The 20,548-nt window shown below is 77.5% G+C and carries 18 protein-coding genes and 1 riboswitch; of the genes, 6 read left to right on the top strand and 12 right to left on the bottom strand.

Annotated features, from left to right (window positions below):
- The first annotated feature begins 167 nt into the window (after positions 1–167).
- On the top strand, positions 168–593 hold the full coding sequence (locus EJA20_RS14360; protein WP_129339180.1) for a VOC family protein: 426 nt from the start codon (positions 168–170) through the stop codon (positions 591–593).
- A gap of 29 nt (positions 594–622) precedes the next feature.
- On the opposite strand, the gene EJA20_RS14365 is transcribed toward EJA20_RS14360, so the two are convergent.
- Entirely contained in the window at positions 623–1,159 is a 537-nt protein-coding gene (locus tag EJA20_RS14365; RefSeq protein ID WP_129339182.1) for a MarR family winged helix-turn-helix transcriptional regulator, read from the bottom strand.
- 30 nt (positions 1,160–1,189) lie between these two features.
- On the opposite strand from EJA20_RS14365, the gene EJA20_RS14370 reads away from it, so the two are divergent.
- Positions 1,190–2,167, top strand: coding sequence for a DMT family transporter (locus EJA20_RS14370; RefSeq protein ID WP_129339184.1), 978 nt, complete (start codon positions 1,190–1,192; stop codon positions 2,165–2,167).
- Here the strand turns inward: EJA20_RS14370 and EJA20_RS14375 are convergent.
- On the bottom strand, positions 2,058–3,338 hold the full coding sequence (locus EJA20_RS14375) for an Nramp family divalent metal transporter (RefSeq protein WP_129339186.1): 1,281 nt from the start codon (positions 3,336–3,338) through the stop codon (positions 2,058–2,060). The two genes, EJA20_RS14370 and EJA20_RS14375, sit on opposite strands and share 110 nt — an antisense overlap.
- Positions 3,339–3,499: 161 nt before the next feature.
- On the opposite strand from EJA20_RS14375, the gene EJA20_RS14380 reads away from it, so the two are divergent.
- Positions 3,500–4,762 (top strand): GNAT family N-acetyltransferase, encoded by a 1,263-nt coding sequence (locus tag EJA20_RS14380; RefSeq protein WP_129339188.1) that lies wholly within the window; start codon positions 3,500–3,502, stop codon positions 4,760–4,762.
- A gap of 30 nt (positions 4,763–4,792) precedes the next feature.
- Here EJA20_RS14380 and EJA20_RS14385 read toward each other — a convergent pair whose 3' ends face one another.
- From EJA20_RS14385 to EJA20_RS14395, 3 genes are read right to left on the bottom strand one after another with little or no spacing between them, the layout of a single operon-like run.
- Positions 4,793–6,025 carry an ABC transporter ATP-binding protein gene (locus EJA20_RS14385; RefSeq protein ID WP_240675519.1) on the bottom strand — a complete coding sequence of 411 codons (1,233 nt, stop codon included), beginning with the start codon at positions 6,023–6,025 and terminating at the stop codon, positions 4,793–4,795.
- Between the two features lie 8 nt (positions 6,026–6,033).
- Positions 6,034–7,815, bottom strand: coding sequence for an ABC transporter permease (locus tag EJA20_RS14390; protein WP_129339190.1), 1,782 nt, complete (start codon positions 7,813–7,815; stop codon positions 6,034–6,036).
- 31 nt (positions 7,816–7,846) lie between these two features.
- A complete protein-coding gene (locus tag EJA20_RS14395; protein WP_129339192.1) occupies positions 7,847–8,989 on the bottom strand; it encodes a thiamine ABC transporter substrate-binding protein in 1,143 nt (380 codons plus the stop codon).
- A gap of 97 nt (positions 8,990–9,086) precedes the next feature.
- A riboswitch (TPP riboswitch) is annotated at positions 9,087–9,218 on the bottom strand.
- Positions 9,219–9,311: 93 nt separating this feature from the next.
- Between EJA20_RS14395 and EJA20_RS14400 the strand changes: the two genes are divergently transcribed.
- Entirely contained in the window at positions 9,312–9,602 is a 291-nt protein-coding gene (locus EJA20_RS14400) for a DUF4235 domain-containing protein (RefSeq protein WP_129339194.1), read from the top strand.
- Positions 9,603–9,745: 143 nt separating this feature from the next.
- On the opposite strand, the gene mnhG is transcribed toward EJA20_RS14400, so the two are convergent.
- From mnhG to EJA20_RS14430, 6 genes are read right to left on the bottom strand one after another with little or no spacing between them, the layout of a single operon-like run.
- On the bottom strand, positions 9,746–10,126 hold the full coding sequence (gene mnhG / locus EJA20_RS14405; protein ID WP_129339196.1) for a monovalent cation/H(+) antiporter subunit G: 381 nt from the start codon (positions 10,124–10,126) through the stop codon (positions 9,746–9,748).
- Positions 10,123–10,578, bottom strand: a complete 456-nt coding sequence (locus tag EJA20_RS14410) for an MrpF/PhaF family protein (protein ID WP_129339198.1) — start codon at positions 10,576–10,578, stop codon at positions 10,123–10,125. The genes mnhG and EJA20_RS14410 overlap by 4 nt, the downstream gene beginning before the upstream one ends.
- A complete protein-coding gene (locus tag EJA20_RS14415) occupies positions 10,575–11,138 on the bottom strand; it encodes a Na+/H+ antiporter subunit E (RefSeq protein WP_129339199.1) in 564 nt (187 codons plus the stop codon). The genes EJA20_RS14410 and EJA20_RS14415 overlap by 4 nt, the downstream gene beginning before the upstream one ends.
- Entirely contained in the window at positions 11,135–12,685 is a 1,551-nt protein-coding gene (locus tag EJA20_RS14420) for a Na+/H+ antiporter subunit D (protein WP_129339200.1), read from the bottom strand. The genes EJA20_RS14415 and EJA20_RS14420 overlap by 4 nt, the downstream gene beginning before the upstream one ends.
- Positions 12,682–13,143, bottom strand: coding sequence for a Na(+)/H(+) antiporter subunit C (locus tag EJA20_RS14425; protein ID WP_129339206.1), 462 nt, complete (start codon positions 13,141–13,143; stop codon positions 12,682–12,684). Before EJA20_RS14425 ends, EJA20_RS14420 begins: the two co-directional genes overlap by 4 nt.
- Before the next feature lie 5 nt (positions 13,144–13,148).
- Positions 13,149–16,304: a Na+/H+ antiporter subunit A gene (locus EJA20_RS14430; protein WP_129339201.1), complete on the bottom strand. Its 3,156-nt coding sequence runs from the start codon at positions 16,302–16,304 to the stop codon at positions 13,149–13,151.
- A 311-nt stretch (positions 16,305–16,615) separates the two neighbouring features.
- Between EJA20_RS14430 and EJA20_RS14435 the strand changes: the two genes are divergently transcribed.
- Both EJA20_RS14435 and EJA20_RS14440 read left to right on the top strand, forming a co-directional pair.
- A complete protein-coding gene (locus EJA20_RS14435; RefSeq protein ID WP_129339202.1) occupies positions 16,616–18,961 on the top strand; it encodes a (Fe-S)-binding protein in 2,346 nt (781 codons plus the stop codon).
- Positions 18,958–19,542, top strand: coding sequence for a DUF1697 domain-containing protein (locus tag EJA20_RS14440; protein ID WP_129339203.1), 585 nt, complete (start codon positions 18,958–18,960; stop codon positions 19,540–19,542). Before EJA20_RS14435 ends, EJA20_RS14440 begins: the two co-directional genes overlap by 4 nt.
- 61 nt (positions 19,543–19,603) lie before the next feature.
- On the opposite strand, the gene EJA20_RS14445 is transcribed toward EJA20_RS14440, so the two are convergent.
- Positions 19,604–20,398, bottom strand: coding sequence for an SDR family NAD(P)-dependent oxidoreductase (locus EJA20_RS14445; protein WP_129339204.1), 795 nt, complete (start codon positions 20,396–20,398; stop codon positions 19,604–19,606).
- Positions 20,399–20,548 lie beyond the last annotated feature (150 nt).

A 20,548-nucleotide genomic window follows, 5' to 3' on the forward strand; every position in this document is an offset into this window, starting at 1 on the left:
GGCGTCGGCCCGGTCGGTCCCCGCCGCACGACCGCGCGCCGCGCCGCCGGCGCCGGACCGGGCGAGGCGCCGGGCGGCGGCGCCGCCGACCCGATGACTCCGGCCGCTCGGCGCGGTCGGTAGGGCTCGGGCGCCACGGCGGCGCCCGGCGACGCAGAGGAGACACCGTGGCCATCAGCCTCAACCCGTACCTGGGCTTCCGCGGCGACGCGCGTGCGGCCCTCGAGCACTACGCGACGGTCTTCGGCGGGGAGCTCACGCTGTCGACCTTCGCCGAGGGCGGCATGCCGCACGAGCCGGCCGAAGCCGACAAGATCATGCACGGGCAGCTCGACGTCGACGGCCGCCCCGTGCTCATGGCCTCGGACGCCCCCGACTCCATGCCGCTGGACGCGGGGTCGTCCATCAGCCTGTCGCTGTCCGGCGGCCCGGACGACGCCGAGAAGCTCAAGGCCTGGTGGGAGGGGCTGGTGGACGGCGGCACCGTCGACGAGCCGCTCACGGAGGCGCCGTGGGGCGACACCTTCGGCATGTGCACCGACCGGTTCGGCCACCACTGGATGGTGAACATCGGCGGGGCACCGCAGGGCTGACGCCCGGCGGCGGCCCGGGTCGGTCGGGCTCAGTCCGCGTCGAGGGCCCGCAGCCACCGCCGCAGCAGGGCCTCGAGCGCGGCCGCGTCGGCCTCGTCGCCCAGCAGGTCCAGCAGGCGGCGCTCGTTGGCCATGTGGTCGGTGAAGGCCCGGTCGACGAGCGCCGTGCCCGCCGGCGTGAGGGCGACGACGCGACGCCGCCCGTCGCCCTCGCCGCCGCGCCGCACGACGAGACCGGCCGCCTCGAGCCGGTCGAGGCGCTTCGTCGTCGCGCCCGTCGTCACCATCGTGTGCGCCGCCAGCTCGCCGGGCGCCCGCTCGTACGGCGGCCCGGCACGGCGCAGCGTGGCGAGCACGTCGAAGTCGCCCTCGGACAGGCCGTGCTGCCGGTAGACGGCCGCGAGCTCCTCGGTCAGCCGCCCCGCCAGCCGGTGCAGCCGGCCGAGGACGCCCTGCGGCCGGACGTCGACGTCGGGCCGCTCGCGCGCCCACGCCTGCTGGATCGCGTCCACCCGGTCCTCGGCGTCCGCCCGGCCGCCCCCGTGCCCGTGCTCCGTCGTCCCCATGCTGGACACAGTACCTTCCACGGAAGTTAGATGGCTTCCATGGAAGCCATCTCGACGACGCCCCGCTCGGCCCTGCGGTGGACCCTGGTGACCGCCGTCGCGCCTGTGGCGTGGGGGTCGACCTACCTCGTCACGCGCCAGGTCCTGCCCGCCGACCACCCGCTCTGGGGCGGCACGCTGCGGGCGCTGCCGGCCGGGCTGCTCCTGCTCCTCGTCGCCCGCCGCCTCCCGCGCGGTGCGCAGTGGTGGCGCTCGCTCGTCCTCGGCACGCTCACGACCGGCGGGTTCTTCGCCCTCGTCTACCTCTCGGCGCAGCTCCTGCCGACCTCGGTCGCCTCGACCGTCATGGCGCTGTCCCCCGTGGTGCTCGCCCTCGCGGCGTGGGCGCTGCTGGGCCAGCGTCCCCGGCCGCGTGCCGTCGCCGGGGCGGGCCTGGGCCTCGTCGGCGTGGCGCTCCTGCTGCTCACCGCGGTCGGCGGCGTCGACGTGCGCGGCGTGCTGGCCTCCGTCGCCGCGCTCGGCGTCTCCTCCGTCGGCTACGCGCTCGCGACGCGGTGGGCGGCCGGCACGGACGTCGTCGCCTCGACGGCCTGGCAGCTCCTCGCGGGCGGGGCGACGCTCGGCGTCGCGGCGGTCCTCGTCGAGGGCGCGCCGCCGGCGCTCGACGGGCCGGCGGTCCTCGGGTTCGTCTGGCTGTCCGTGGTCGGGACGGCGGTCGCGTTCGTCGCGTGGTTCTCCGGCCTGCGGCACCTGCGCGCGGACGCGGTCGGCCTCGTCGGGCTGCTCAACCCGGTGACCGGGGTGCTGCTCGGCACGCTGCTGGCCGGCGAGGCGCTCTCGGCGCGGCAGGGCCTCGGGCTGGTGCTCGTCCTCCTCGGGGTGGCGGTGGGGCAGCGCGTCAGCCCGTCGCCAGCAGCACGAGCAGCACGAGGTTCAGCGCCACGACGAGCACCGCGATCAGCACGAGCAGGGCGTGCACACGCGGCCCCGTCCGGTCGGCACCCATGAGGCGCCGGTCCCGCCCGAGCGCCACGAGGGGCACGAGGACGAAGGGGATGCCGAAGCTGAGCACGACCTGGCTGACGACGAGCGTCCACGTGGGGTCCGCCCCGACGGCGAGCAGCACGATCGCGGGCACGAGCGTGACGAGCCGCCGCGTGAGCAGCGGCACCCGCAGGCGCAGCAGGCCGGCCATGATCGTCGCCCCCGCGTAGGCGCCGACGGAGGTCGACGCCAGGCCGGACGCGAGCAGCCCGACCGCGAACGCCACGCCCACGGCGGGGCCGAGGGCCTCCGTGATGGCCGCGTGCGCGCCGTCGATGGAGTCCGTGCCCTCCTGGCCCCGCAGGCCCGAGGCCGCCAGGAGCAGGAGGGCCACGTTCACCACGCCCGCCACCGCGAGCGCGAGGCCGACGTCCCACCGCGTCGCGCGCAGCAGCAGGCGCCGGCCCTCCCCCTCCGGAGCGCGGCCGTGCCGGTCCCGGACGAGGGCCGAGTGGGCGTAGATGGCGTGGGGCATGACGGTGGCGCCGAGCATGCTCGCCGCCAGCAGCACGGAGTCGGACCCGGCGAACCGGGGCAGCAGCCCCTCGACGACCGCGCCGCCGTCGGGCGGGGCGACGAGGAGCCCGAGGCAGAAGCCCACGGTGATGACGACGAGGAGTGCCACGACGAGCTGCTCGAAGCGGCGCGCGCCGTAGCGGTCCTGGGTGAGGAGCAGCGCCAGGGACACCGCCCCGACGACGAGCCCGCCCAGCGCGAGCGGCAGCCCGAACAGCAGGTGCAGGGCGAGGGCGCCGCCGACGACCTCCGCGATGTCCGTGGCGGCGGCGACGAGCTCGGCCTGGAGCCAGTAGGCGCGACGCGCGGCCGGCCGCAGCCGCTCCCCGACGAGCTCCGGCAGCGAGCGGCCCGTCACGAGCCCGACCTTCGCCGACTGGAACTGGATGAGGACGGCCATGAGGTTCGCGGCGACGAGGACCCAGAGCAGGAGGTAGCCGTAGCGGGCGCCCGCCGTGACGTTGGCGGCGACGTTGCCGGGGTCGACGTAGGCCACCGCGGCGACGAAGGCCGGGCCGAGCAGCACGGGGACGGAGCGGGCGCCCCGGCCCGCGCCGCCGCCAGGGCCGGGCCGGGGGCCGCCCCCGGGCGGCGGCGTCACGTCGCGCAGCGTCGCCATGCGCACCTCCGCGGAAGAGTTCGGACGTCCGAACTCTAGGGCGGGCCACGGCGGGGGCGCGAGGGGTCGCGTCCGCGGACCGCGGCACCGCGCGCTGTGCCGGGAGGTCCGGCGGCCGCAATTCCCGTGACGCGCGGCGGCGGCGGGAGCACGCTGGACGGGTGCCCGCCACCGCTCCCCCGTCCGCCGCCGCGCCCGTCCCGGCGGGTCCACCGTCGCGCCCCGGGGTGGCGAGGGACTGGCACCTCGCCGCCCTCGGGCCCGTCGACGCCGCGGACGGTCCCGACGGCTGGCGCGCGCGCGGCCTGACGGACGCCCAGGGCGAGGTGGTCCGGGACGAGGTCGGGTTCGACGACTACGCCCCCTCCCTGACCGAGACCCTCGCGCGCACGCGCGACGACGCGACCCTCGCCCGCGTCCGCCTGCTCGCCGTGGCGGGCGGCGCGGACGACCCGACGCCCGACCCCGCGCGCGTGCTGGGCTACGCGACGGCCGACCTGCCGCTGCGGGACAACACGCGCGTCGCGGCCGTCGCCGTGGGCGTGCGGCCGGCGGCCCGCGGACGCGGCCTGGGCACCGCCCTGCACGGGGCGCTCGTCGAGCGGCTGCGTGCGGCGGGCCGGACCGTGCTCATGGCGTCGACGGACCACCGCGACGAACCCGCGCCGGGCCCCGGCACGCTCGGGGCCCTCAGCGGGACGGGTCGGGTGCGGGCGGACGCCGCGGGTGTGCGCTTCGCGGTGCGCCACGGGTACGGGCTGGAGCAGGTGGCCCGCTACTCGGCGCTCGACCTGCCGGCGCCGGCGGGCCACGTCGAGGGGCTCCACGCGCAGGCCGCGGCGGTCGCGGGCGAGGCCTACCGCGTCCACGCCTGGGACGGGCCCGCCCCCGACCGCTGGCTCGAGGACCTGGCCGCCCTGTTCACGCGCATGAGCACCGACGACCCGAGCGCGGGGTTCCTGCTGGAGGAGGAGCGCTGGGACCCGGCCCGGGTGCGCCGCGCCGAGGAGCGCCTGGCACGGGCGGGGCGGTCGCTGCGGACCGTCGCCGCGGAGCACGTGGCGACCGGGCACCTCGTCGCGTTCACGGAGATCACGACCCGTCACGACGCGCCCGTGGCCGAGCAGGAGGACACGCTCGTGCTCGGGGAGCACCGGGGGCGGCGGCTGGGGATGCTCGTGAAGACCGCGCAGCTGCTGGCCCTGCCGGCGGCCCGGCCCCACGTCCGCCGCATCGGCACGTGGAACGCCGAGGAGAACGGGCCCATGCTCGCCATCAACGTGGCGCTGGGCTTCCGCCCCGCCGCGGCGAGCGGGGAGTGGCAGCTCGTGCTCGACGAGCCCGACGAGCACGACGAGCACGACGGGGACGTCGGGGACATCGAGGTCGCGGGGACCGGACGGGACGCCGCCGGGGACGCATGACGCGGCCGGACGGACGGCGCCCCCGTCGGGTCAGACCGTCCCGCCGCCGACCACGGCCACCCCGGCGGGGTCCACGTGCAGACCGACGTCGCGCCCGGGGGACGCCGCGGCGTCGGCCGCCCCGGGCACCCGGACGGTCAGGGGCCCGAGCCCGGCGACGACGACGACCGCCTCCGTCCGCCCGCGCCGGCCGCGCACCCGCTCGACCCGCCCGTGCAGCGCCGCGCGCTCGCCGGGGCCGGCCACGACGAGCGCGCCCGGCGCGAGCGCCAGCGACGGCGACGAAGACGGCGCCGGCGACGGCGCCGTGCCCCCGGCCGGACCGTCGAGGGCGCCGCCGGCCGCCGCGCGCAGGGCCGGCGCCGCCGGGTCGTGGGGCGCGACGACCGCCTCGAAGCCGAGGAACAGGGCCGTCGCCGCGTCCGCCGGCGCCCGCCACAGGCGGTCCGGGGTGTCCACCTGCACCAGGCGGCCGGCGCGCATGACCGCGACCCGGTCGCCCACGGCGGCCGCCTCGTCCTGGTCGTGGGTGACGAGCACCGCGGTGGTCCCCGTCGCCCCCAGCACCGTCCGCAGGTCCTCGGCGAGCCGCTCGCGCAGCGCCCGGTCCAGGGCGGACAGCGGCTCGTCGAGCAGCAGGAGCCGCGGCCGGGGGGCCAGCGCCCGGGCGAGCGCGACCCGCTGGCGCTCCCCGCCGGACAGGGTGGCGACGGCGCGCGGCCCCGTGCCGGGCAGCCCGACGAGCTCGAGCAGCTCCGCCACGCGCGCCGTCCGGGCCCGGGCGTCGAGGGCGCCCGGTCCCCGGCGCGGCAGCCCGTAGGCGACGTTGCCCGCGACGTCCCGGTGGGGGAAGAGCTGCCCGTCCTGGAACAGCAGGCCGAAGCCGCGGCGGTGGACCGGTACGGGCACCACGGAGCGGCCGTCCCACCGCACGTCCCCGCCCGCGAGCGGCTCCAGGCCCGCCACCGCGCGCAGCAGGGAGGACTTCCCGCAGCCCGACGGCCCGAGGAGCGCGAGCACCCCGCCCTCCACCTCGAGGGAGACGCCGTCGACGGCGGGGTGCGCCCCGGCGCCGCCGCCGTAGACGACCCGCACGTCGTCGACGACGAGCCCCCGCCCGCCGTGCCCCTCGTCGGCCGCGGGTCCGACCTGACCCGCGGGCGCCGCGGCCCGCGCGCCGGACGCGCCCGTCGGACCCGCCCCGGTCGTCGTGCCCGTGCCCGGCCGGCCCGTCCTCGTCGTCCCGTGCATGTCCTGCGCCACCCGTCCCCTCACCAGTCCTGCGCCGTGCCGGGGGCGCGGAGCCGCTCGAGCGCGCCCACGACGAGCGCCGTCACCACCGCCAGCAGCACCGAGGCCGCCAGCGCCTGGCCCAGGCTGTCCGCGCCCGGCCGCCCGACGAGCCGCGCGACGACCACGGGCAGCGTCGGGGCGGCGGGCTGCGCGAGGAACGCCGTCGCCCCGAACTCCCCCAGGGACGCGGCGAACGCGAAGCCGACGGCGAGGCCCCCCGCGCGCGCCGCGAGCGCGGCGTCGACGGATGCGAGCACCCGGCCCGGCGCCGCGCCGAGCGTCCCCGCGACCTCCCGCAGCCGGGGGTCGACCGCCCGCAGCACGGGCAGCACGGTCCGCACGACGAGCGGCACGGCGACGACCGCCTGCGCCACCGGCACGAGCAGCGGGCTCGTGCGCAGGTCGACGTCGAGCCCGAGGGGGCGGTGCAGCACGAGCAGCAGGCCGAGCCCCACCGTCACGGCGGAGACGCCCAGCGGCAGGGTGACGACCGCGTCGAGCGCGGCCACGGCGCGCCGCCCCGGGGCACCCCGGGGCCGGCGGGAGAGCACCAGCGCCAGCAGCGTCCCGACGACGAGCGCCAGGACCGTCGCGTCGAGCGCGGCCCGCAGCGACGTCGCCGCCGCCTCCAGGGCCGTGACGGGCAGCCCCGGCGAGCGGACGCCCAGCGCGCGGTAGTGGTCCAGGCCCCACCCGCCGCCGACGCGCAGCGAGCGGACCACGAGGTTGACCAGCGGCGTCGCGATCGCCAGCACGACGAGCGCCGTGACGGCCGCCGCCGCGAGGTCCAGGGCGTGGCCGTCACCGGGCGCCGTCCCCGCCGGGCGCCGCAGGCGCAGGGGCCGCGCCGTGTCGTGCGCCGGGCGCCAGGCCAGGGCCCGCTCCCGCCGGGCGCGCATCCGCCCGGCGACGGTCAGCGCCGCCGCGACGATGACGAGCTGCACCACGGACAGGACCGCCGCCGCGCGCAGGTCGAGCAGCTGGGTGGTCAGCACCCAGATCTCCGTCTCGACGGTGCCGTAGCGCAGGCCCCCGAGCACGAGGACGGTGCCGAAGCTCGTCGCGCAGAAGAGGAACACGAGGGAGGCGGCCGAAGCGATCGCCGGCGCCAGCGCGGGGAGGGTCACGGTGAGCAGGACCCGCAGCGGCGACGCGCCGAGCGAGCGCGCGGCGCCCTCCATCCGGGGGTCCAGGCCCTCCCAGAGCCCGCCGACCGCGCGCACCACGACCGCGTAGTTGAAGAAGACGAGCGCCGCGACGATCCCGGCGAGGCTGCCGTCCCAGCCGAGGCCACCCAGCGGCCCGCCCTCGACGAGCAGCGACCGGAACGCGACGCCGACGACGACCGTGGGCAGCACGAACGGCACCGTGACGAGGGCGCGGACGAGGCGACGCCCGGGGAAGCTCAGCCGGTGGAGGACGTAGGCGCCGGGGACGCCGAGCACCACCGCGACCACCGTCGCGAGCCCGGCCTGGGTCAGCGTCTGCCCGACCACGCGCCAGGTCCGCGACCGCCCGAGGACGTCGGCGAGCCCCGAGAGGTCGACGCGCCCGTCGGGCACGAACCCCCGGGCCACCGTCGCGACGAGCGGCGCGACGAAGGCGGCGGCCAGGAAGCCCAGCGGGACGAGGACGGCCAGCGTCCAGCCCAGCACGGCCGCGGCGGACGGCCGCGGCCCGGCACCCCGGCCCGGGCGCGCCGGGCGCGCAGGGCGTGCCGGGGGCCGGGCCGGGCGCACGGGCGGTGCCGTCGTCGTCATGCCGTCGTCGTCCGCGTCGTCGTCCGCGTCGTCATCCCGTGACCACGTCCTGCCAGGTGCGCAGCCACTCCTCGCGGTGGGCCTCCACGTCCGCGGCCGGCACCGCGAACGGCTCCGTCGCCAGCGGCGCCCAGCGTGCCCACTCCTCGGGCAGCGTCACCGACGTGCTCACCGGGTAGACGTACATGGACCCGGGCACGTCGGCCTGCACCTCGTCGGACAGGAGGAAGTCGAGCAGCTGCGTCGCGCCCTCGGGGTTCTGCGCCCCCGCCAGCACGCCCGCGTACTCGACCTGGCGGAAGCAGGTGTCCAGGAGCGCCGCGGTGGTCGGCTCCGTGCCGCCCTCCGGGACCGTGAAGGGGGGCGACGAGGCGTAGGACAGCACGATCGGCCGCGGGCCGCCGCCGCCCCCGCCGCTGAAGGTGGTGGCGTAGGCGTCGGACCAGGAGGCGTCCACCTGGAGCCCGTTGTCGACGAGGCGCTGCCAGTAGCCCTGCCAGCCGTCCTCGCCGAACGCTCCGACGGTCGCGAGCAGGAAGGCCAGCCCCGGGGAGGACGTCACCGCGCTCGGCACGACCGTGAGGTCGCGGTACTCCGGCCGCGTGAGGTCCTCGAGCGTCGTCGGCTCGGCGAGCCCGCGCCCGGCGAACCAGGCGCGGTCGACGTTGACGCAGACGTCGGAGTAGTCGATCGCGGTGAGCGCCCCGGCCTCGTCCCCCTCGACCGCGTAGGCCCGCGCGTCCTCCGCCGCCGGAGCGGTGAGCTCGACGGGCCGCAGCACGTCCGCCGCGAGCGCCCGGGAGGCGAAGGTGTTGTCGACGCCGTAGACGAGGTCGCCGAGGGGTGCGTCGGCCGTGAGGACGAGGCCGTTCGTCAGCGACCCGGCGTCGCCCTGCTGGACCACCTCCACGGCGATGCCCGTGCGCTCCGTGAAGCCCTCGAGCAGGCCGTCGGAGAGCACGAACGAGTCGTGCGTGACGAGCGTGACGGTGCCGCCCTGCCCCGTACCGCCGCTGCCCGACGGCGTGCCGCCCGCGCCGGGGTCGGCCGTGCCGCCGCCGATCGCCGAGCAGCCCGTCAGGGCGAGGGCGAGCGCGAGGGCGCCCGCGGTGGTCGCGGTGCTGGTGGTGCCGGTCGTGCCTGTGGTGCGGCGCGCGCCGCGGCGGGTGGTCACCCGTGCTCCTCCTCGTGGTGCAGGAGGGGACCCCGCGCCCGCCGCCGCCCGGCGCCGCGCCGGGGACCGGCGCGCCCGTGGGCGGCGACGACCACGGGAGCTGAGAAGCCCGACTCCCTACGCCGGTATCACCCGGATCAGGTTCGAGGGTCTGCGGTGGTCCGCACTCTCAGCGTCCTCGGCGTCCGGGCCGGTGCCCGGGGCCTGCGACGCTCCCCTGTCGTTCGCGGGTGAGCATAGCCGGGGCGGCCCGGCTAGGTTGACGCGGGGCGCCCGGACCAGGGCGCTCCCCTCAGCAGCGTGACGACCAGGAGGTGCGCCGGTGGCGGACGACGAGCGCGAGTCGACCCTCGCGAAGGTGCTCGGCATGGCGACGGCGCTCGGCGCCGCGTGGGTCGGGCAGAAGGTGCTGCACCTGGTGTGGCGCCGGGCGACGGGGCACGACCTGCCCGACCCGGCGACGAAGGACGAGGACATCCGGTTCGGCGAGGTCGCGATCGCCGCGGCGATCACGGGCGCGGTCGCCTACGTCTCGCGCGCGCTCGCCGCCCGCGGCACCGCCCGCCTCGTGCACCGCGTCAACACCAACCGCCCGCCGCTGCCGAAGCGCTGACCCGCCGCGCGCGTCGGGGCCCGGGGCACCGGCCGCGCGCCGGGACCGGTCCTGCGCGCGCGACGGGTGTCCGCGGCGCGCGCGTCCCGAGCGCGGAGCACCTGCCTCGAGGCGCGGGCGGGTGCCGGGCCGGCCCGCCGGCCTCAGGGGGCGTCGCGCTCGGCGCGGTCCGCCCGCTCGAGGTCGGCGGTGAGCTCGTCGACGACGAGCGCGTGCTGGCCGACCTTGCCCGTCCGGTAGCCCGCGCGGCCGATGAGGTGCGCCGCGACGGGCGCGGTCAGCATCTGGAACACCACGACGAGCAGCAGCGCCCACACGGCGCCGCCGGTCCGCAGCCGCAGCGCGAGGCCGAGCAGCACGAGCACGAGCCCGAGCGTCTGGGGCTTCGTCCCGGCGTGCATGCGGGCCAGCAGGTTGGGGAACCGCACCACGCCGACGCCCGCCGTGAGCGCGAGCAGCGCCCCGGCCAGGAAGCACAGGCCGGACAGCACGTCGGCGACCGTCCCCCACACGGACCCGCTCACCGGACCTCCCCCTCCGCGCCGCCGCCGTGCTCCTCGCCCACCGGCGGGTGGCCGGCCTCCCCCCGGCCCGCCTCGGCCGCCCGGACCGCCTCGCGCACCGCGGCCCGGTGCGCCTCGAGCTCGGCCGCCTCCCGGCGCCGGCGCTCCTCCTCCTCGGCCCGGACCTCCTCGCGGGAGCGGACGCGGCCCTCGCCCTCGGGCTCGAGGTAGGCGAACCGGGCGATCGTCGTCGAGCCGACGAAGCCCACGAGCGAGAGCGCGACGAGCACGGGCACCACGTCCGTGCGCCGCTCGACCGCGGCGTAGAGCGCCACCCCCGCGACGAGCACCGTCACGAGGATGTCGAGGGCCACGGTCCGGTCGAGCATCGACGGGCCGCGCTCCAGGCGCACGAGGGTCAGCGCCGCCGCCACGACGAGCAGCACCGAGCAGACCACCACGACGACGGTCACGCCGCCACCCCCGTCCCGCGCGGCTCCAGCCCGGCGGCGCGCAGCTCGTCGTCGGACGCGAACGCCCGCAGCACCCGCTCCTCCTGGTCCAGCACGTGGCGCCGCGCGGCCTCGATGCCCCCGGAGGTCGGCACGTCGAGGACGTGCAGGTAGAGCCGGCCCGTGAGCCGGTGCGCCTCGACCACGACCGAGCCGGGCACGAGCGAGCACAGCTCCGCGGTCAGCGTGAGGTACAGGTCGGAGTGCGAGCGCAGCTGCACCCCGATGACGGCGCTGCTCGGGAGGCGCCCGGGGCGCAGCGCCAGGAGCGAGACCTCCACGCTGGCCCGCACGAGGTCGACGACGAACCGGCCGAGCAGGCGCAGCACGCCCAGCGGCCGGACGCGGCCGTGGAAGAGCACCGGCCCCATCCGCAGGCCGCTCGTGACGGCCAGCCCGAGGACGGCCCCGGCCAGGACGTTCGCGACCGACAGGTCGCCCCACAGGACCACCCAGACCGCGGTCAGCCAGCCGACCGTCCACCACTGCGGGCGCCAGCGCCGGCGCGGGTGCAGGCTCATCCGTCCGTCCCCTCGGTCGCCACGTCGACGGACTCGCCGGTGCCGCGCAGGCCGTCGGGCAGCACCGCCTCGACGTAGCGCGCGCGGTCCTGCAGGGCGACGGCCGCGCGCTCGGTGTAGGCGAAGAGCGGGCCCGCCGCGACCGTGAGCCCGAGCCCGAGCACGACGAGCGCCGCCGCCGGCCCGACCATCCCCAGCGGGAGCCGCTGCGGCGCCACCTCCTGCGGGGGCGTCTGCCAGAAGGCCTTGTTCCACGCCTTGACGAGGGCGTAGAGCGTGAGCAGCGAGGTCACGACCGACCCGACGACGAGGGTCCACGCCAGCCACGACCCGTCCTGCACGCCGGCCTGGAGGAGGCCGAGCTTGCCGAGGAAGCCCGACAGCGGCGGGATGCCGGCGAGGTTCATCGCCGGCACGAAGAACAGCACCGCGAGCACGGGGGCGATGCGGGCGAGCCCGCCGAGCCGGTCGAGCGAGGTGGTGCCGCCGACGCGCTCCACGAGCCCGACGACGAGGAACAGCGCCGTCTGCACGGTGATGTGGTGGACCACGTAGTAGACCGCGGCCGTCCAGCCGCCGTCGGACGCCAGGGCGATGCCGAACACCATGTAGCCGATGTGGCTGACGAGGGTGAACGACAGCAGCCGTTTGACGTCGTCCTGGGCGACCGCGCCGAGGATGCCGACGACCATCGTCGCCAGCGCGGCCCACAGCAGCACGTCGTCGAGCCGCCCCTCCGGGAACAGCAGCGACTGGGTGCGGATGATCGCGTAGACGCCGACCTTCGTCAGCAGGCCCGCGAACACCGCCGTGACGGGCGCGGGCGCCGTCGGGTAGGAGTCGGGCAGCCACGCCGACAGGGGGAACACGGCGGCCTTGATGGCGAAGGCGGTGATGAGCATGACCTGGAGCACGAGGCGCACGCCGGGGTCGACCTCGGGCAGGCGCAGCGCGAGCTGGGCCATGTTCACCGTGCCGGTCGCCGCGTAGACGCCGCCGATCGCGACGAGGAACAGCACGGACGACAGCAGCGCCACGACGACGTAGACCGTGCCGGCGCGGATCCGCTCGGCCGAGCCCGACAGCGTGATGAGCACGTACGAAGCCACGAGCAGGATCTCGAAGCCGACGTAGAGGTTGAACAGGTCGCCGGAGAGGAACGCGTCGGCCACGCCCGCCGCCAGGACGAGGTACGTCGGGTGGTAGATGGAGACGGGCGCGGACTCCTCGCCCTCCGTCTGGCCCTGGGCGAGGGAGTAGACGAGGACGCAGAGGGTGACCGCGCTCGACACGGCCAGCATGAGCGCGGCGAGCCGGTCCGCGACCAGGTCGATGCCCACGGGCGCGGCCCAGCCGCCGATGTCGACGACGAGCGGGCCGTCGTCGGCCAGCACGACGAGCGCCGCGCTGACGACGAGCACGACCGCGAGCACGGCCACGCTGACCACCCGCTGGATGCGGGGCCGGCGGTAGAGCGCCAGCGTGAGCCCGGCGCCGGCCAGCGGCAGGAGCACGGGGAGCGGGACGAGCCAGGCCCAGTCCGTCACGGCTGCCCCCTCTCGGTCTCGTCGTGCGTCTCCGCCGCCTCCTCGGCGAGGGTCCGGCCCCCCGCCTCCGTGTCCGTGTCGGTGAACGCGCGTTCGTCGATGGCCGCGAGGCGGGCGATGCGGCGGTCCTCGACGTCGTCCTGCACCTCGTCGTGACGGTGCAGCTGCCACGAGCGGTAGGCCATGGCCAGCAGGAACGCCGTGAGCGCGAGCGTGATGACGATCGCGGTGAGGACCATGGCCTGCGGCAGGGGGTCGCTCGTCACGCCCTCCGGCCTCAGGCCGGTGATCGGCGGCCGGCCCGCGGCCCCGCCCGCCACGAGGACGAGCAGGTTCACCGCGTTGCCGAGCAGCACGGTCCCCACGAGCACGCGCGTGAGGCTGCGCTCGAGGAGCAGGTACACGCCGCACGCGACGAGCACCCCGACGACCACGACGAGGACGACGTTCGGGCTCATGTCGATCACGGCCGCACCTCCTCGCCGGAGGCGACGGGCTCGCCCCGGTCCGGGCGCGCGACCTGGGCGTGCGAGCCCGCGTGGCGGCGGGCGTCCACGTCCGGGTCCGGCGTGCCGGTGCCCTCGGTGGAGCCCCGGGGCGAGGTGTCGTCGTCGCCGTCGTCCGCGGCGGCGCCGGGGAAGGACCCGATGGCGCCCACGGCGCTGGAGCCGTCGCCGACCTCGTCCTCGCCCGACTCCGCCCGGCGGTCGAGCTCGGCGCCGAGGCTGCGCAGCACGTCGAGGACGAGCCCGACGACGACGAGGAACACGCCGACGTCGAAGAGCAGGCTCGTGACGAGCTTGACGTCGCCGAGCAGCGGCAGACGGGTCTCGAGGATCCACGACTGGAGCACGGTCCCGCCCGCGGCCATGGCGCCCAGGCCCACCCCGGCCGAGAGGAAGAGGCCCAGGCCCAGGAGCGCGCCGGGCTGCACGGGCGCGGCCTCCCCGAGCTCGTACCGGCCGCCCGCGAGGTACCGCACGACGAGCGCCGTGCCGACCACGAGGCCCGCCGCGAACCCGCCGCCGGGCGCGTTGTGCCCGCTGAACAGCAGGAACAGCGCGTACAGGACCATGGTGTGGAAGAGCAGCCGCACCACGACCTCGAAGATCACCGACCGCCGCTGCGGGGCGAGGGTGCGGACCGCCCGCAGCCACTCCGGTCGCGCGGGGGCGCCGGGCGCCTGCGCCGGGCGGGCGTCGGAGCGCCGCAGCGCCGCCATGGGGTCGGGCGCCCCGCCCCAGACCGCGCGGTCCGCGGGCGCCTCGTCGGCCCGGAAGATCTGGCCCGAGCGCCGGCGGAGGAAGACGAGGGAGGCGACGCCGGTGGCCGCCACCAGGAGCACGGAGATCTCGCCCACCGTGTCCCAGGCGCGGATGTCGACGAGGGTCACGTTGACGACGTTCTTGCCGCCGCCGAACTCGTACGCCTCCTCCGCGAACGGCTCGGAGACCGGCGCGTGCACGCGGGCGCTCGGCGCGACGAGGGCCACCCCGGCGACGACGAGGCCCGTCGCGACGCCGATGAGGAGACGCACCCACCGGGTCGCGACCAGCGGCCGGTCGGAGAAGTACGGCGGCAGGCGGCGCAGCACGAGCACGAAGACGACGAGCGTGACCGTCTCGACGAGCACCTGGGTGAGCGCGAGGTCGGGGGCGCCGTGCAGCAGGAACAGCCCCGCGACCGCGTACCCGCTGACGCCCAGGAGCACGACGGCCTTGAGCCGCCGGCGGGCGCGGACGACGAGCACCGCCGCGACCACGGCCGCCGCGCCGAACGCCAGCTGCGCCGGGGTGTCCCAGGGCCGGACGCGCTCGGGCAGCGACGTCCCCGCGACGAGGGCCGTGCCCGTCCCCCCGACGAACACGAGCAGCACGAGGCCCAGGTAGACGGGCAGCGACCCGCGCTGGGTGAGGGCGGTGACGTCGGCCGCGAGGTCGTCGAGCCGGCGCATGGAGCGGCGGTAGACGGCGTCGGCGTCCGGGCCGCGCGAGACGCGGCGCTGGAGGACCTCGAACGGGCCGCGCCACCAGAAGAGCGCCACGCCCGTGGCGAGCACGAGCGCGGTGACCCCGAGGGCGGGGGTGAGGCCCGCCCAGAGCACGAGGTGCCCCGGCTCCCCCGCCGGCAGCGTGGCCGCGTAGGGCGCCAGGAGGTCCTCGCCCAGGGAGGGCAGCAGGGCCGCCGCCAGGCCGAGCACCGCGAGCACGAGCGCCGGCCACAGGAGGGTGAGGGACGGCGTGCTGACGTCCGCGGGGGCGGCGCCGGTCGCGCGTCCCGCCGGCGGGTCGCCGGCCGGCGTGCCCTCGGCGACCACGGGCTTCGTCGCGAACGCGCCCCACCAGAAGCGCAGGCCGTACGCGACGGTGAGCGCGGAGCCCGCCGCGACGACGACGAGCAGCACGGGCCCCGCCCAGCCCTGGCCGAGGTGCAGCAGCGCCTCCAGGCCGGCCTCCTTGGCGACGTACCCGGCGAACGGCGGCAGCCCGATCATGGAGGCGGTCGCGAGCCCGCCCGCCAGCGCGGTCCAGGGCAGGCGCCGGCCCACCCCCGACAGGCGCCGCAGGTCACGGGTGCCCGTGGCGGCGTCGACCGCGCCCGTCACGAGGAACAGCGAGGCCTTGAACATCGCGTGCGCGCCGAGCAGCGCGACGCCCGCGAGCGCGGTGGCCTGCGTCCCGAGCCCGACGAGGAGCACGAGCAGGCCGAGCTGGCTCACCGTGCCGAAGGCGAGGACGAGCTTGAGGTCGTGCTGGCGCAGCGCGCGCCAGCCCCCGAGCAGCAGCGCGCCCGAGCCGAGCACCCCGACGGTCCAGCGCCACAGGGGGTCGGACGCGAACGCGGGGGCGAACCGCGCGACGAGGTACACGCCCGCCTTCACCATCGCGGCGGCGTGCAGGTAGGCGCTGACGGGGGTCGGGGCCGCCATGGCGGCGGGCAGCCAGAAGTGCACGGGCACGAGCGCGGACTTCGTCACGGCGCCCAGCAGGAGGCACGCGATGGCGGCGGTGAGCCCGGGGCCGGCGGGCGGCGGGTCCGCCACCACCTCCGAGAGCCGGTAGGTGCCCGCCTGCTCCCCGAGGATCACCAGCCCGACGAGCATCGCCAGGCCGCCGGCCGTGGTGATGACGATGGCCTGCATGGCCGCGCGCCGGCTCGCCTTGCGGTCCGCGTAGTGGCCGATGAGCAGGTACGACGTGACGGTCGTGAGCTCCCAGAAGACGAACACGAGCAGGAGGTCGTCGGCGGTGACGAGCCCGAGCATGGAGCCGGCGAAGGCGAGGAACACGCCGGCGAAGCGGCCGAGGCCGGACGCCGACGACGTGAAGTAGCCCGAGCAGTACACGAGGACGAGGGCCCCCACGCCGCCGACGACGACCGTCATGAGCCAGGACAGCGTGTCGAGGCGGAAGGCGAGCTCGAGGTGGAGCGAGGGCACCCACGCGACGAGCTCGACCGGGCCGTCGCCCGCCCGCACCCGGGCCGTCTGCGCGAGGGCCCACGCGGCGCCGGCCGCGGGGACGAGGGAGAGGAGCGCGAAGGCCCGTCGGCCGAGACGGCCGACGAGCGCGGGCGCGACGAGGGCTGCGGCCAGGTGCACGGCGAGCAGCATCAGCACGCGTCCGGGCTCCGTCCTGGTGGGGGGCGGGTGGCGGTCGGCCGCACCGGGGGCGGCGAGGTGTCCGCGCCGTGCTCGGGCGCGGGCACGGCGTCGTCCACCGGTTCGGTCGCGCCGGGCGGGGGCCCGGCACGTCGTCCGGTCGGTCGTGGCGCCGGGCGCCGCCGGTGGGGCGGCGCGGCACGGGGAGCGGTGACTCCCGACGGTCAGGCCGGGGTCAAGGGAACTCCCTCAGGGTATCAAGCGCCCCGGGGTGCGGCCCGGGCGGGAGGACCTGCCGCGGTGTCGGCGGGCGGCCCTACGGTGGGCCCGTGAGCGCTCTGCGGGTGGTCTGCGTGGTCCTCGTCACGGTCGCGACCGTCGCCGGGGTGGCGGTGTTCCTCCGCGGCGCGGCGGCCCTGGCGCGCACCGTGCGGGCGGGCGCCCCGCTCCCGGGCCGGCTGCGGCCCGTCGGCCCGCGGCTGGCGACGCTCGCGCGCGAGGTGCTCGGCCACGGGCGGTTCGGGGGGCGGCCCGGGGTCGCCGCGGCGCACTGGGCGGTCATGCTCTCGTTCCCCCTGCTCGTCCTCACGCTCCTCACGGGGTACGGGCAGCTCGTCGACCCCACGTACGGGCTGCCGCTCGTCGGGCACCTCGTGCCGCTGGAGTGGCTGACGGAGGCGTTCGCGTGGGCGGGGCTGGCCGGGATCGTCCTGCTCGTCGTGGTGCGGCTGCGGGTGCAGCCCCGCGCCGGCCAGGACGAGGCCGCTCGCCGGCGGTCGCGGTTCTTCGGGTCCGACGCACGGGCGGCGTACGTCGTGGAGGCGACGGTCCTCGTCGTCGTCGCGGCCGTGATCGTGCTGCGGGGGCTCGAGAACGCCCTCGCGCGGACGCTCGACCCCGCCGTGGCCACGTGGGTCCACTTCCCCCTCACCGGGTGGCTCGGGTCGCTGTGGGCCGGGGCGTCGACGCAGGCCCTGGGCACGGCGGTGCTCCTCGTCGCGACCGTGAAGATCCTCGTGTCGATGGCGTGGTTCGTCGCCGTGGGGCTGCGGCCGACGTGGGGGGTCGCGTGGCACCGGTTCCTCGCGGTGCTCAACGTGTACGCGCGCCGGGAGCCCGACGGGTCGCCGGCGCTCGGCCCGCTCCCGCCGCTGCGGGGGCCGGACGGTGCGCCGCTGGACCTCTCGGCGCTCGAGAGCCTGCCCGACGACGCGCGGCTCGGGGCCGGGGCCGTCGAGGACCTGCCGTGGAAGGCGCTGCTCGACGTCACGACCTGCACGGAGTGCGGGCGCTGCCAGGACCAGTGCCCCGCATGGGCGACCGGCAAGCCCCTGAGCCCGAAGCTGCTGGTCACCGCGCTCCGCGACCACGCGGTCGCGACCGCCCCCTACCTCGCGGCGGCGCGGGCGGCGGGCGGGGGTGCGGAGGGCGAGGACGGCACGGGGACGGGTGCCACCGCGGCCGCGGCGCACGCGGGGCTCGACCTCGTGCCCGACGTCATCCCGCCCGAGGTGCTGTGGGCGTGCACCACCTGCGGCGCGTGCGTGCAGCAGTGCCCGGTGGACATCGAGCACGTCGACACGATCGTGGACCTGCGGCGCTACCAGGTGCTCATGGAGTCGGCGTTCCCGAAGGAGCTCGGGCAGACGTTCACGAAGCTCGAGCGGCAGGGCAACCCCTGGGGCCTGCCGGCGCGGCAGCGCCTGGCGTGGGCGAAGGACCTGCCGTTCGACGTGCCCGTCGTCGGCGCGGACGTGGAGAGCGCCGCCGACGTGGAGTACCTCTTCTGGGTCGGCTGCGCCGGCGCCTACGAGGACCGCGCGAAGCGCACCACGCGCGCGGTCGCCGAGCTGCTCCACACGGCCGGCGTCACCTTCGCCGTGCTGGGGGACGGGGAGACGTGCACGGGAGACCCGGCCCGCCGCTCGGGCAACGAGCTGCTCTTCCAGACGCTCGCCGCGCAGAACGTCGAGACGCTCACGGAGGCGGGGGCGCAGCGCGTCGTCGTCACGTGCGCGCACTGCTTCAACACCATCGCGCGGGAGTACCCGCAGCTCGGCGGCCGGTTCGAGGTGCTGCACCACACGGAGCTGCTCGGGCGCCTCGTCGCGGAGGGGCGGCTGGTGCCGGCGCCGCCCGGGGCCGGCGGCGCGGACGGCGGGGCTGGCGCGGAGGGTGCGGCGACGGCCCCGGGGACGACCGTGACCTACCACGACCCCTGCTACCTGGGCCGGCACAACGGGGTCTACACCCCGCCGCGCGAGCTGCTGGCGGCACTGCCCGACGTCCGCATCGCCGAGATGCCGCGCTCGGGCAGCACGTCCTTCTGCTGCGGCGCCGGCGGGGCGCGGATGTGGATGGAGGAGAGCACCGGCGCGCGCATCGGCACCGTCCGGGCGGCTGAGGCGATGGCCACGGGCGCGGACGTGGTCGCCACGGCCTGCCCCTACTGCACGGTGATGCTCGCCGACGGGGTCGCGGCCAACGCCCGGGCGGCGGCCGCCGGGGACGCGCCGACCGCCGCGGCGCCCGCGGGGGCGGCGCCGTCCCTGCGCTCGGCCACCGGCACCGCGAGCCCCGGTGCCGGGACGCGGCCGGTGGTCTGGGTGCCCGAGGTCACGGACATCGCGCTCCTGCTCCTCGACCGGGTGCGGGCGGGCCAGGGGCCGGCATGACGCGCACCCACGTCGCGCTGCTGCGCGGCATCAACGTGGGCGGCCACGGCCGCCTGCCCATGGCGGACCTGCGGCGGCTCGTCGAGGGGCTCGGCTGGGGCGAGGTCGCGACCTACGTCCAGAGCGGGAACGTCGCCATGGCCGTCCCGGACGCGGAGGCGGCCGACGGGACGGACGCCCTGGCGGACCGGCTCGAGGCCGCCCTGGCCGCGCGCACCCAGGTGCATCCCGCCGTCGTGGTCCTCACCCGGGCCGAGCTCGACCGGGTCGTCGCGGACAACCCCTACCCCGACGAGCAGGACCCGACGCACCTGCACGTCACCGTCGACCGCGACCGGGTCGGCGGGGCCGACCGCGCAGCCCTCGTCGCCGCGGCCCTGGAGCGCGCCCGGGCCAAGGGCAGCCCCGACGCGGCCACCGTCGTCGGCCCGCACGTCTACCTGCGCACGCCGCAGGGCCTCGGCCGCAGCGTCCTGGCCGCGGAGCTCGCGCGGGGGAGCCGCGGCCGCGCCACCGGCACCACCCGGAACTGGCGGACCGTCACCGCGCTCGCGCGGCTGCTGGCCGAGCCGGCGGGCTGACGGCCCGGCGCGCCTCGGCGCCGGCAGGCCTCGGGCGTGCCGGACCTGCCGGGCGTGCCGGTCAGGCCTTGCCGGGCTCGACGGCGGCCCCGTGGACCTTCGCCTTGGCGGCGTCGGGCAGCACGGCCGCCATCGCCGTCTGCATCTTCGTCCGCAGGCTGCGGACCTCGTGCTCGGCCTCGCCGGCGAGCATGGCGTCGACGCCCTCGCGGGCGACCTTCGCGGGGTCGTCCTTGCCGCTCTGCCCCGCGCGGCTCGTCTCCAGGTCGGCGCTCTCGAAGAAGTCCGTGTCCGTCGGTCCGGGCAGCAGCGTCGTGACGGTCACGCCCGTCTCGGACAGCTCGTCGCGCAGCGCCGTGAAGAACGACTGCACGAAGGCCTTCGACGCCGCGTACGTGGCGTAGTAGGGCCCGGGCTGCAGCGCCGCCACCGAGCTCGTCACGAGCACGCGGCCCGTGCCCCGCTCGACCATCGCCGGCAGGAGCGCGTGCGCGAGCCGGACGTTGGCCTCGACGTCGAGGCGGATCGTCGCGAGCTGGTCCTGGAGCGGACGGTCGAGGAAGGCCCCGCCCGCCGCCGCGCCCGCGTTGAGCACGAGGGCGTCGACGGGCCGGCCCACGCCCTGCACCGCCGCGACGAGGCTCTCGACGCCGGCCGCCGTCGTCAGGTCCGCGGTGTGGGGCTTCACGGCCGCACCGGTCGCGGCGAGGCCGTCGGCCGCGAGCGCCAGGGCCCCGTCCTCGGCCGTGACGAGCAGGTCGAAGCCGCGGCCGGCGAGGTCCTCGGCGATCTCCAGGCCGATGCCGCTCGAGGCTCCGGTGACGACGGCGAACGGGCGGGCGGCGGGCGTCTCCATGCGGTCCTCCAGGGTCGGGGTTGCCCTCGACGGTAGGTCGCCACCGACCACCTCGCACCCGCGCCCGCCCCTGCCGGCGACCGGCCCCGGCACGCCGTCGCCGGGGCCCCGGCCCCCGACCCCCTCCGACGAGATGCCCCTCCCGACCGC

The organism is Cellulomonas endophytica (genome assembly GCF_004123805.1).
Classification (GTDB): domain Bacteria; phylum Actinomycetota; class Actinomycetes; order Actinomycetales; family Cellulomonadaceae; genus Cellulomonas; species Cellulomonas endophytica.